The sequence below is a fragment of the Neorhizobium alkalisoli genome, from assembly GCF_002968635.1.
Lineage (GTDB): Bacteria > Pseudomonadota > Alphaproteobacteria > Rhizobiales > Rhizobiaceae > Neorhizobium > Neorhizobium alkalisoli.
In genome coordinates this window covers 96,898-109,214 of record NZ_PVBN01000009.1, presented here as the reverse complement: position 1 = coordinate 109,214, position 12,317 = coordinate 96,898, and the positions used below count along the sequence as shown (strand labels likewise).

Below are 12,317 nucleotides of genomic sequence, written 5' to 3'. Positions count from 1 at the left end.
CTTACAAGCTCCGGAAAGCGAGCCCCATGGATCAGGTAAACTTTCGACCGCGAACAATATTTCCGAGCGAGACGCGTGACAGCGACACGTTCATCGATCTCGACAAGCTCTGGGCAGCGGTAATCCGCCGCTTGGGCGTGATCGCTGCATGTATTGTCGCGACCGTCGTGCTCGCAGGGCTCTATCTTTTCATGGCCCAGCCAATCTACACGGCAATGACGCAGATTCTCATCGACGAGAATCTCTCGCGCTACGCCGAGGATGAGAAGGACGGCCAGACGGCCCAGCAGATCGACAATCGCATGTCGAGTGCCGTGGAAATCCTGAAGTCGAAGGCGCTTGCACTGCGCGTCGTCGACAAGGGTAAATTCGACCAGAACGAGACGCTGGTGAACCCGCCGCGGTCGCCGATCGACCTTGCCAAGGGCGCGATCAAGAGCGTCACCGCCATGCTGACGCCAGGCGGACCGCCGCCCTCTGAAGAGCTCGAGCGTATGGGTCGACGCGAGAAGGCCGCCGCCCTCCTGCAGCAGGCTGTGACGGTGGAGCGCGTCGGGCGCAGCTCCGTCATTGCGATTTCCATCCGCTCTGCCGACCCGTTGCTCTCTGCGGCGATCGCCCGGACTTATGCGGATTCCTATCTGACGGATCAGCTCAATGCCAATTTTGATGCGTCGGAACGCGCCTCGTTCTGGCTGCAGGAGCGGCTCAACGACCTCAATACCCGCGCGCAACAGGCATCGCTGGCCGTCGAGCAGTACAAGACCGAGCATGGGCTTGTCTCTCCGCGCGGGGAACTGCTCTCCAGTCAGCAGCTCTCCGACCTCAACAGCCAGCTGATCGTCGCCCAGGCCGATTCCGCGACCGCTTCGGCGCGCTATCAGCAATACAAGGCGATCATCGACAAGGGTGCCGAGGCGGCCGTCGAGAATGCCGTCATTTCGGCGCGCGATACCGACAACTCGGTGATCCAGGATCTTCGCAAGCGCTATATCGCAATCAACGACCGCGAACGGGGCGTCATCCAGCAGTTTGGTGCAAACCATCCCCAGGCGGTTGCCCTCAAGGGCGAGAAGGAGGAGATCTCCCAGCAGATCTACCGCGAACTTCAGCAGTTGACGGGAAGTTTCCGCAACGAATTCGAAGTTGCGAGCTCGCGCGAGAAATCGCTCCGCGACAGCATCGACCGGGTCGCAGGCCGCAACTCGCAGGCCAACGTCTCGATGGTGCAGCTTCGTGAGTTGGAGCAGAAGGCTGCGGCTCTGAAGACGCTCTACGAATCGTATCTCGGTCGATTCGAAGAGGCGACACAGAGGCAGTCGTTCCCGATCGCAAAGGCACGGGTGATTTCCGATGCCGGCACGCCGACGGCGCCCTCCAGCCCACGCAAGACGCTCACCATGGCATTGTCGGTCGTGCTCGGCCTGATGCTTGGCTGCGCGGCGGCAACATTGCTGGAACTGCGCGAGCGTTTCTTCCGCACCGGCGACGATGTTCAGGACAAGCTGGGCCTTCGCTTCCTCGGCTATCTGCCGAAGCTCTCCGGCACCCATGCCGAAGAGAAACCGGCGCCTCAGCCGACCGAGGCGGAGGCTGCGGCCGCACCGCCCGGCAACCCGATCTCGTTCCGACGTCTGATGAGGGTCGCCGTCGAAGCCCCGCGTTCGCAGTTCGCCGAAACGCTCAGAAATACCAAGCTTGCCTGCGATATCATGCTGCAGGAGCGCAAATGCCGGGTCATCGGCGTCGTTTCCTGCCTTCCCGGCGAGGGCAAGTCGATGGTTGCCGCGAATTTCGCGGGTCTCATCGCCTCGAGCGGCGTGCGCACCCTCGTCATCGACGCGGATCTGCGCAATCCGGGGCTCAGCCGCATGCTGGCATCGGAGCCGGAGGTCGGTCTGGTCGAGGTCGTGCTGCAGAAGACATCCTGGACCAACGCAGCGCGTGTCGACCGCCGGTCGCGGCTGACGATCCTGCCGATGACGACGCGCAGCAAGCAGCTTGCCCATACGAGCGAACTTCTTGCTTCAGCCGGCATGAGCCAGTTCCTCGAAAGCGTCAAGGATGCGTTCGATGTCATCGTCGTCGATCTGGCGCCGCTCATCCCGGTGATCGATGCCAAGGCTTTCGAGCCTTATGTCGACGGCTTCATCTTCGTAACGGAGTGGGGTGTCACGCCGTCGAAGGCAGTGCAGTCGGTGATGCGTTCGGAGCCGCAGATCGCCTCGAAGACGGTCGGCGTCATCCTCAACAAGACGGAGATGTCGGAACTGCACCGCTATGCGGATCCTGGCGCGCCCGAGCGGCTGCGCAACAACTATCTCTCCTACTACAAGGAAGGCTCCGCATCGGCGCCGCGATAAACTGAAAGGGGCGGTTTTTACCGCCCCTTCTCATTCCAGCTCGTCCGCATGTCTCAGGCGCGTGCAGCCATCCGGCTGTCCAGGCGATCTGTGTCTGCGGTTCGCAGAACCTTGCGGAACACGTCGCCGATACCGATCAGCACCGGCTCGTCGACGCCGATCTCGGCCATCGCGGCAGACATCTCGTTCAACGAACCGCTCCAGCGCCGCTCGTTCGGCCGGCTCACCGCGCTGACGATGACTGCGGGCATCAAGGAACTCATTCCCGCCGAAGCGAGTTTGGCGGCAATCTCTCCGGCGGTGCGACCCGACATGTAGTAGATCGTCGTGGTGTTGGAATCGGCGAGTGCGCGCCAGTCGAGATTATCCGGCAAGACGCCCTTGCGGGAGTGGCCGGTGACGAAGCGCACGCCCTGCGCATGGTCACGATGGGTGAGCGAAACGCCGAGCCGGGAGGCCATAGCACTCGCCGAAGTGATGCCGGGTACGACATCGACGGGTATGCCTTCCTGCTCCAGGCAGGCGATTTCCTCGCCCGCACGGCCGAAGATCATCGGGTCGCCGGATTTCAGACGCACGACGCGTTTGCCGGCCTTCGCAAAATTGACCATCATCGCGTTGATGTCTTCCTGCTTGCAGCTTTCGCGGCCGCCGCGTTTGCCCACCAGCATGCGCTTTGCCTCGCGGCGGGCGAGTTCCAGCACATCGTCGGAAACAAGGTCATCGAAGAGGATGACATCCGCGGCCTGCAGCGCACGCACGGCTTTGAGCGTCAGCAATTCCGCATCGCCCGGACCGGCGCCGACGAGCGTGACGCGGCCGGTGGCGGGCGCCTCCGAGAGCCTTTCGGCTTCCCTCAGAAGCGCCCCGCCGACGGCCTCCTCCGGCGTATTGGAACCTGCAAAAGCACGATCAACGAAACGCTCCCAGAAGGCGCGCCGCTGCTGACCCGGCGCAAGCCGGGCATTGATCTTTTCTCTCATCGACTGGGCAAGCTCGGCCCAACCTTTCAGCGATTGCGGCAGAAGCGTCTCGATCCGCCGGCGGATCGCCTGGGCCAGGATCGGCGCCGCGCCGTCGGTGGAGATCGATACGACAACCGGCGAACGGTTGACGATCGAACCGAACTGGAACTGGCAGAAAGCTGGTTTGTCGATGACGTTGACGGGCACGCCGGCTCTGCGCGCGGCATTGAAAAAGGCCTCCGCTTCGTCCTCTTCTTCGCAATCGGCGATCGCCAGGGCGGCAGCTTCCAACGCATCGGTATTCCACATCCGGGGATGATGCACGAAACGGCCTTGGCGATGCTCGGCTCCCCGTTCGATCAGTTTTCCGAAGGTCTCGGTGAGGCCTTCCGCATAGACATGAACCTCGGCGCCGCAAGCGGCCAGAAGTTCCGCCTTCCATGCCGCGGCATCCGATCCGCCTACGATGACTACCCGCTTGCCTTCAAGTCCCCAGAAGACGGGAAGCTTTGCAAGGGGCGCCATGCGGGCGGGTGCGTCATTCCGCTGCTGCTGCAAGACATCCATCGATGATCCCCCTAATTTCAGCGCGGCAGGAGCCGCAATTGGTGCCGGCATTGGTTTCTTTGCCGACAGCTTCGACGCTGTGGCAGCCGCCGCGGACGGCGCCGATGATGCGATTGACGCCAACCGAGAAGCACGAGCAGACGGTTGCGCCCGGATCCGGCTGGTTCGCACCGGGGCGGCCCGCAACGATGGCAAAGCGCTTGCGAAGGTTGCTGTGTTCGGCGGTCAGTTGTGCGATTGCCCAGTTGCGGGCGACGGCGACGGGTTCTCGCGCCACGAAAAGGGCGGCGAGCAGTTTCGAGCCATCGAAGAAGGCAAGCCGCAGGATGCCGGTGTCATGATCGGCATAACCGAGCGGTTCGAGATCGGCATCGATTGAAAAGGCTTTACGGCACCAGGCCGTCCAGTCGCTGATCTGGGTGCTGAAGGCGAGTTCCGTTCTCCATCCGCCGTCAGCTTTGGCGAGTGCCCAGTAGTCTGCGGTGACGCCGGCCGGTTTGGCTGAAGACACGGCAAATCCATAGAAGGCCGCCCCGAACGGGCGGACGACAACGGGGACGTTCTTGGATGCCGGCTGGCCTGAATGAGGGTCCGTCAAGGGGGCGACAAGCGTATCGATGCGTGCCTGCGCCGCGAACTGGTCGTTCCAGTGCATCGGCACAAAGACGTTTCCCTGTGCCTGTCGTTCGGTCACCAGCGCCCGCACGACGGTTTTGCCGAAAGCGCTTTCCACTTCCACAAGGCCGGCACCCTGGATGCCGAGTTTCATCGCATCGGCTGGATGAATCTCAGCAAAGGGTTCGGCGATGTGGCCTGAAAGCCTGGCGCTCCTGCCGGTCCGGGTCATGGTGTGCCAATGGTCGCGGATGCGGCCGGTGTTCAGTGTCAACGGATATCGTTTGCTGGTCCGATCGGTCGCCGGCGCTTGCACGGCAACGAAGCGCGCCTTGCGATCCGGGTGGTAGAAACCGCCATCGGCGAAGAAGCGTGTCGTCCCGGGTTCCGGGCCTGCAGGTAGCGGCCATTGGAAGGGTGCGAGAGAGTCGTATGCCTCCGTGTCGATCGCCTCGTGCGCGCCGATGTCGAAATCGCGGCTGCCGTTGTTCTCGAAAGCCGAGAGGGCCGCATGTTCGGCGAAAATCTCGACTTGAGACCGAAAATCGAAACCGGCAAAACCCATGCGGCGTCCGACCTCGGCAAGCTGCCACCAGTCGGCTTTGGCTTGCCCAGGAGCTGCCAGGAAGCGTCGCTGGCGGGAAATGCGGCGTTCGGAATTGGTGACGGTACCGTCCTTCTCTCCCCAGCCGAGCGAGGGCAAAAGAACGTGGGCGTGGCGCGCCGTATCCGTATCGGGCAGGATATCGGAGACGACGACGAAGGGGCAGGCCTTGATCGCCGCTTCGACCGCGGCAGCGTCCGGCATGGAGACAACGGGGTTGGTTGCCATGATCCAGAGCGCCTTGATCCGCCCGTCGGCCACGGCACGAAACATATCGACCGCTTTGAGGCCGGGCTTTTGCGCGATCGTCGGGGATGCCCAGAACCGTTGTACCCGGTCGCGATGATCCGGGTTTTCGATCGCCATATGGGCGGCGAGCATGTTGGCGAGGCCGCCGACCTCGCGGCCGCCCATGGCGTTCGGCTGACCGGTCAGCGAGAAGGGCCCCATCCCCGGCTTGCCGATGCGGCCCGTCGCCAGATGGCAGTTAAGGATCGCGTTGACCTTGTCGGTGCCTGAGGAGGACTGGTTGACGCCCTGACTGTAGCAGGTGACCACCCTTTCCGTCGTCTCGAACAGGCGGAAAAATTCCCTGATCTCCATAGCCGGAAGGCCGGTGCGCTCGATCAGTTCAGAAAAAGGGAGCGCGGAAGCGACAGCGAAAGCTTCGGCGAAACCCTGGGTATGGGCGGCAATGTAATCCTGGTCGATCGCGATGCTTTTTGCGAGATGCGCGAGCAACCCCATGAACAACGCCGTGTCGCCATCCGGCCGGATCGCCAGGTGCAGGTCGGCGATGTCGCAGGTCATGGTGCGGCGCGGATCGATGACGATCACCTTCATCGCCGGGCGGGCGGCTTTCGCTGCTGCCAGTCGCTGGTAGATGACGGGATGACACCAGGCGAGGTTGGAGCCGGTAAGGATGACAAGGTCGGCGAGTTCCAGGTCTTCGTAGGTGCCGGGCACGGTGTCGGAGCCGAAGGCGCGGCGATGGCCGGCGACGGAAGAGGACATGCAGAGCCGGGAATTGGTATCGATATTCGCAGAGCCGATGAAGCCCTTCATCAGCTTGTTCGCGACGTAATAGTCTTCCGTCAGAAGCTGGCCGGAGACGTAGAAGGCCACGGCATCCGGTCCATGCTCGGCAATGGCCTCGGAAAACTTGCCGGCGACGAGATCCAGGGCCTCATCCCATTCGGCGCGCTGGCCGTGAATCTCGGGATAGAGGACCCGACCATCGAGATCTATGGTCTCGGCGAGCGCCGAGCCCTTCGAACAGAGGCGGCCGTAGTTGGCGGGATGATCGGGATCGCCTGCGACTTTCACCGCGCCGGTTTCGTCCACCGAGGCGATGACGCCGCAGCCGACGCCGCAATAAGCGCAGGTGGTCTTTATGCTGTTCTCATTTCCGAGTTCTGGATGCATTGACCTACTAATTCCTCGCTGGGCGACAGTATGCGGTAGAGGCATTTCCAGGAGCCAAAAACGAAAACGCTGCGCAATCAGCCAGTCCCGAATGGAGCCTGGTGAGTACACAGCGTCGATGCTGGCGCCTGAATTTGGGCTGTCGGCGGACCCCGCTTCGTTGCGGATTTGCCGGCTCTGAAACATGGCCGCAAGCGGCTCTTGTTCTGCCTGTATCATCGCAAAAGAAACGAAATTGCACAAGATTTAATAAGTTGCAATTGCAGCTTAAAAATTATGCATTTGCCTTTTCAAACGAAGTCTCGCGCCAGCAGACCAACAATGGTAAGCCCTAAAAACAGGCTTAAAACCTGCCAGAAGAGCAATGGGTTACGGTCCATCAGGGATGGCGGGCGTGTGCCCAGAAGCTTTGCGTTCGGATGCGACAGGTCATATTCGAATTCCGAGAGTTCGGCATATCGCTTGGCGGGATCGGGATGGACGGCCTTGCGGATTGCCTCCTCAACCCAATCCGGCACATCGGGACGTATTTCGCGCAGGCTGGCAAAGCGTAACTTCTGCTGCTCTTTCCGGCTTCTAGTGCGTGCCACCGCAGGACCATAGGGCAGGCGGCCCGTCAGCATCTGATAGGCGATTACCCCGAGCGAATAGAGGTCGGATTGCTCGTTTCCCCGGTCGCCGGCAAAATATTCCGGCGCGGCGTATTGCACCGTTCCAAGTATGTCGGTGTCGTCCAGGCTCGGCGCGGCCTCGATCACGCCGGCCACCGCTGCAGATCCGAAGTCGATGATCTTCACGGTGCCGCTCGGGTCGATCATGACGTTTTCCGGCCGCAGGTCCTGGTGGATGATTTCCTTCCGGTGCAAGGCGCGGAGCCCGCTGGCGATCTGGCCGATGATGTCACGCACTGAACGGAGATCGGCTTTCGTCCGGTCCGTCATCCACTGCGCAAGCGTCTCGCCCTCTACGAAATCAGTCACGAGGTAAAGCGACCGGCGCGGCTTGAGCGGTTGCCGGCTCTTCAACACATGAACGCTCGATACGCGGCGTGCAATCCACTCTTCCATTGCGAAGCGCCGAAGGTAGTTCTCGTCCTCTCGCAGATCTGCCGAGGGGAATTTCAGGACCACGTTCTCGCCGGTTTCCGGTTCGGTCGCGAAAAAGAGGTGGCTGCGACTGCTCGCATGGATCTGCCTATGGAGCCGGTACCCTTCAAAATCGCCCGGGATCCGGGGCAGGGGTGCCGGAGGCAGCGAACCCGCATGATCGAAGACCGGTTCGAAATCGTCGTCCGGCAGGTTTTCGATCCGGACGATCTGGACCGTCAGATTGTCGTCGCTTCCCGCCTCAAAGGCCGAGGCCGCGATATCCTTCGCTGCTGCCGACAGATCTCCCTTTGGCATGAGGCGCGCGGCGACATTGCGAGGAGCGACGTGGTCATGGATGCCGTCGGTGGTCAGGACGAAAACATCGCCGGGATGGATGTCCAGCCGGTGATAATCGATCTCGACGGAAGGGAGGAGACCAAGCGCCCGGCCCAGATAGCTTTCGCTCTGCGAGGGCGTCAGGCGGTGGTCGGTCGTCAACGGCTCGAGATTGCCGCCGGACAACCGCCATATGCGGCTGTCGCCTACGTGGAAAATATGTGCCTGACGCCCTTTGAGGACGAGTGCCGAGAACGTCGTCACATGTGCGTGGTCGCGATCCTCCACGCCTCGGTTCTGTGCGTTGAGCCAGGAATTGGTCGCGTCGATCACGCGGCTTGCAGCAGTCTTTACCGTCCAGGCGTCGGAGGTGCAGTAGTAGTCGGTCAGGAAGCTCTTGACCGCGGTTTCCGCAGCGATGTGGCTGACTGGACTCGAAGAGATGCCGTCGGCGATGGCAAGCGCCACGCCCTTCATTGCAAGTGCGGCGCCTTCGGGGACGATGGCGCCGTGGAAATCCTGATTGATCGCCTTGCGGCCGGGTGCCGAATACTGGCCGATGTCGAGCACGAGCTTACCCGGGGCGAGAGACTGCAGCATTGCTTCTTCCTGAAGAGTGGCTCCGCCCTTGAGGCGGAGCCCGCGCAGATTACTCCGCAGCGACAAGCCGTGTGGCGGGCTTTTCCTCACCCTTGCGGCTCGGCGAGGTCTTGTAGTGGGTGGCGTAGATGACGCCGCCGACAAAGGTCAGACCGCCCACAAGGTTGCCGACCACGGTGGGGATCTCGTTCCAGAGGAAGTAGTCCAGCCAGGTAAACTGGCCGCCCAGCATGATGCCCGACGGGAAGAGATACATGTTGACGATGGAATGCTCGAAACCGAGATAGAAGAAGACCAGGATCGGCATCCACATGGCAATGACCTTGCCGGAGACCGAGTTCGACATCATGGCACCGACGACCCCTGTCGAAACCATCCAGTTGCACATGACCGCCCGCACGAAGAGGGTCAGCATGCCGGCTGCTCCGGCGGCTGCGTAGCCGATCGTCCGGGATTCGCCGATGACCCCGATCTTCTGGCCGACTGCGTTGGGCGCTTCGGAAAAGCCCATAGTGAAGATGATCGCCATGAAGACGGCGGTCGTCATGGAGCCGGCGAAATTGCCGACAAAAACGAGGCCCCAGTTGCGCAGCACGCCGCCGATCGTCACGCCAGGACGCTTGGCGATCAAGGCCAGTGGCACGAGCGTGAATACGCCGGTGAGCAGATCGAAGCCCATCAGGTAGAGCATGCAGAAGCCGACCGGGAAGAGCAGCGCGCCGAGCAGCGGCTGCCCGGTGTTGACGGTGATGGTGACGGCGAAGGCCGCTGCCAGCGCCAGGATTGCACCGGCCATATAGGCGCGGATCAAGGTGTCCTTGGTGGACATGAAGATTTTCGATTCACCCGCGTCGATCATTTTCGTCGCGAGTTCCTGCGGGGCTACGTAGGACATGGCTATTTCCTCCACCAGTCACGATTCTTGTAGGTATATTGGCAATCACTATTCGGCCGCGGCGAGCACCAGGCTCTCGAGAGCCATGAAGATGTCGTCGCCGCGCAGTTCGAGCTGAATGGTTTTGACGGCGCCTTCATCGGCGCCGAGAGCCTTGCCGGTTTCGAGCGAGATCACCCAGTTGTGGAGCGGGCAGGTCACCGAGGTCCCGTGCACGATCCCCTGGCTGAGAGGCCCGCCCTTGTGGGGGCAGTGGTCTTCGATGGCGAAGACCTGGTTTTCGGCCGTGCGAAACACGCCGATCTTGCCCATGGGCGTCTTCACGCAGCGGGCGCCGCGAAGCGGGATGTCGTCGATCTTGCCGATTGCAATCCAGTTCATCGTCATCTTCTCACTCCGCGGCCTGATTGAAACCGACCGTCGCCATCGGCCTGAACTCGTGCTTGTCCTTGCCCGAGACGCGCTCGGACCAGGGATCGACCTGGGCGAATTTCTGGCTGAAGACGAAGCGTTCGTAATAGGCTTCGCGCTTCTCCTGATCGTCCATGATCTGCCGGCGGATTTCGTCGAGGCCGATGCGCTTCGCCCACTTGTAGATGCGCTCCAGATAGCGGCCCTGCTCGCGGTACATCTGGGTGAGTGCCACAATATGCTCGAGCGCCTCATCCTCGGTCTTCACGAGCCCGAGCACTTCGGTGCCCTTGATGTCGAGACCGGCGGCGCCGGCGAAGTGAATCTCGAAACCGGAATCCACGCAGATGACGCCGATATCCTTGCAGGTCGCTTCCGCGCAGTTGCGCGGACACCCGGAGACGGCCATCTTCAGTTTGGCAGGTGTCCAGGAACCCCACATGAACTTCTCGATGCGGATGCCGAGACCGGTCGAGTCCTGCGTGCCGAAGCGACACCAGTCTGAGCCGACGCATGTCTTCACGGTGCGCAGCCCCTTGGCGTAGGCCTGTCCGGAAACGAAACCCGCCTTTCCGAGGTCGGCCCAGACGGCCGGCAGGTCCTCCTTCTCGATACCGAGCAGGTCGATGCGCTGGCCGCCGGTGACCTTCACCAGCGGGATTTCGAACTTGTCGACCACGTCGGCGATCGCCCGCAGTTCCTGCGAGTTGGTGACGCCGCCCCACATGCGCGGCACCACGGAATAGGTGCCGTCCTTCTGGATGTTGGCGTGGACGCGCTCGTTGATGAAGCGCGACTGGTAGTCGTCGGCATATTCGTCCGGCCAGTCGCAGACGAGGTAATAGTTGAGCGCCGGGCGGCATTTGGCGCAGCCGCAGGAGGTCTTCCACTCCAGTTCCTGCATGACGGCCGGAATGGTCTTGAGCTTCTTAGCCTTGATCAGGCGGCGCACGTCGTCGTGGCCGAGTTCGGTGCAGGTGCACATCGGCGTGACGGCTGCCGGGTTGTAGGCATCGCCGAGCGTCAGCGCCATGAGCTGCTCGACAAGGCCCGTACAGCTGCCACAGGAGGCTGAAGCCTTGGTGTGAGCACGCACATCGTCCAGCGAGGTCAGCCCCTTGGCCGAGATCGTCGAGGTGATCTTGCCCTTGCATACGCCGTTGCAGCCACAGATTTCCGCATCATCCGGCAAGGCTGCAACGGCCGCCATAGGGTCCAGCGGGGACCCTCCCTGGTAAGCCTGTCCGAAGATCAGCGTGTCGCGCATCTCGGAGATGTCGGTCGCCTTCTTCTTCAGATCGTTGAACCATGCGCCGTCGGAGGTCTCACCGTAGAGTACGGTGCCGATGATGCGGTTGTCCTTGAGGACAAGGCGCTTGTAAACGCCCGCAGTCGCATCGCGGAGCACGATTTCCTGGCGATCGTCGCCGTCGGCGAAGTCGCCGAGCGAGTAGAGGTCGATGCCGGTGACCTTGAGCTTGGTCGGAGTGTCGGAATGTACGAAAGCCGGCTTGCTGTCGCCAGCGAGATGAGAAGCAGCGACGCGCGCCATTTCGTAGAGTGGGGCGACAAGGCCATAGACCATGCCACCCACTTCGGCGCATTCGCCGACTGAGAAAATATCGCCATCCGAGGTCTGCATGCCAGCGTCGACCACGATACCACGGTTGACGGCCAGGCCGGCTTCCTTGGCGAGGCCGACGCTCGGGCGGATGCCGACCGCCATGACGACGAGCGTTGCCGGGATGATGCGGCCGTCGTCGAGTTCAATGCCTTCCACCTTGCCGTTGCCGACGATCGCCTTGGTATTGGCCTTACAGATGACCTTGATACCCCGGTCTTCGACGGCCTTCTGCAACAGATAGCCTGCGGCCGGATCGAGCTGGCGCTCCATCAGCGTCGGCATGACATGCAGCACGGTCACGTCCATGCCACGCTCGGCAAGGCCGGCCGCTGCTTCGAGACCCAGCAGGCCCCCGCCGATGACCACGGCCTTGGCGCGCGACTGGGCGGCGAGCAGCATGGCGTTGACGTCGTCAAGGTCGCGATAAGTGATGACGCCCGGCAGGTCCTTGCCCGGAACCGGGATGATGAACGGGACCGAGCCCGTGGCGATCACCAGCTTGTCGTAACTTTCGGTGACGCCGTGGTTGGATGTCACGGTCTTTGCGGCGCGATCGATCGCGATGATCTTGTGGCCCTTGTACAGCGTGATGCCGTGCTTGATGTACCAGCCGTCGCCGTGAATGATGATCTGCTCGTAGTCCTTCTCGCCCGAGAGAACGGGCGAGAGCATGATGCGGTCGTAGTTGACGCGCGGTTCGGCGTTGAAGATCGTGACCTCATACCGGCCGGGTGCCTGTTCGAAGAGGTGTTCCAGCATGCGCCCGGGGGCCATGCCATTGCCGATGATAACAAGTTTTTCAGTCATGTTTTCAAGTCCTTGGG

The 12,317-nt window shown here is 62.0% G+C and carries 7 protein-coding genes; 1 reads left to right on the top strand and 6 read right to left on the bottom strand.

Going from position 1 to position 12,317, the window contains the following annotated elements:
* Window positions 1-26: 26 nt before the first annotated feature.
* Window positions 27-2,363 carry a polysaccharide biosynthesis tyrosine autokinase gene (locus C5L13_RS19355; RefSeq protein WP_105384902.1) on the top strand — a complete coding sequence of 779 codons (2,337 nt, stop codon included), beginning with the start codon at window positions 27-29 and terminating at the stop codon, window positions 2,361-2,363.
* A 53-nt stretch (window positions 2,364-2,416) separates the two neighbouring features.
* Here the strand turns inward: C5L13_RS19355 and cysG are convergent, their stop codons facing one another.
* From cysG to nirB, 6 genes are all read right to left on the bottom strand, one after another.
* On the bottom strand, window positions 2,417-3,895 hold the full coding sequence (gene cysG, locus C5L13_RS19350; RefSeq protein ID WP_105384901.1) for a siroheme synthase CysG: 1,479 nt from the start codon (window positions 3,893-3,895) through the stop codon (window positions 2,417-2,419).
* A complete protein-coding gene (locus C5L13_RS19345) occupies window positions 3,867-6,539 on the bottom strand; it encodes a nitrate reductase (protein WP_105384900.1) in 2,673 nt (890 codons plus the stop codon). The genes cysG and C5L13_RS19345 overlap by 29 nt, the downstream gene beginning before the upstream one ends.
* A gap of 290 nt (window positions 6,540-6,829) precedes the next feature.
* The gene (locus C5L13_RS19340) at window positions 6,830-8,563 is read right to left on the bottom strand and encodes a bifunctional protein-serine/threonine kinase/phosphatase (RefSeq protein ID WP_105384899.1); all 1,734 of its coding nucleotides are present in this window, start codon (window positions 8,561-8,563) and stop codon (window positions 6,830-6,832) included.
* 49 nt (window positions 8,564-8,612) lie between these two features.
* Entirely contained in the window at window positions 8,613-9,458 is an 846-nt protein-coding gene (locus tag C5L13_RS19335; protein ID WP_105384898.1) for a formate/nitrite transporter family protein, read from the bottom strand.
* A gap of 48 nt (window positions 9,459-9,506) precedes the next feature.
* A complete protein-coding gene (nirD, locus tag C5L13_RS19330) occupies window positions 9,507-9,845 on the bottom strand; it encodes a nitrite reductase small subunit NirD (protein ID WP_105384897.1) in 339 nt (112 codons plus the stop codon).
* Between the two features lie 4 nt (window positions 9,846-9,849).
* A complete protein-coding gene (gene nirB / locus C5L13_RS19325) occupies window positions 9,850-12,300 on the bottom strand; it encodes a nitrite reductase large subunit NirB (protein ID WP_105384896.1) in 2,451 nt (816 codons plus the stop codon).
* Between the last annotated feature and the right edge of the window lie 17 nt (window positions 12,301-12,317).

Coding starts and splice junctions, on each gene's coding strand:
- C5L13_RS19355 (WP_105384902.1), top strand. CDS start 27: ATGGATCAGGTAAACTTTCGACCGCGAACAATATTTCCGAGCGAGACG.
- cysG (WP_105384901.1), bottom strand. CDS start 3,895: ATGGATGTCTTGCAGCAGCAGCGGAATGACGCACCCGCCCGCATGGCG.
- C5L13_RS19345 (WP_105384900.1), bottom strand. CDS start 6,539: ATGCATCCAGAACTCGGAAATGAGAACAGCATAAAGACCACCTGCGCT.
- C5L13_RS19340 (WP_105384899.1), bottom strand. CDS start 8,563: ATGCTGCAGTCTCTCGCCCCGGGTAAGCTCGTGCTCGACATCGGCCAG.
- C5L13_RS19335 (WP_105384898.1), bottom strand. CDS start 9,458: ATGTCCTACGTAGCCCCGCAGGAACTCGCGACGAAAATGATCGACGCG.
- nirD (WP_105384897.1), bottom strand. CDS start 9,845: ATGACGATGAACTGGATTGCAATCGGCAAGATCGACGACATCCCGCTT.
- nirB (WP_105384896.1), bottom strand. CDS start 12,300: ATGACTGAAAAACTTGTTATCATCGGCAATGGCATGGCCCCCGGGCGC.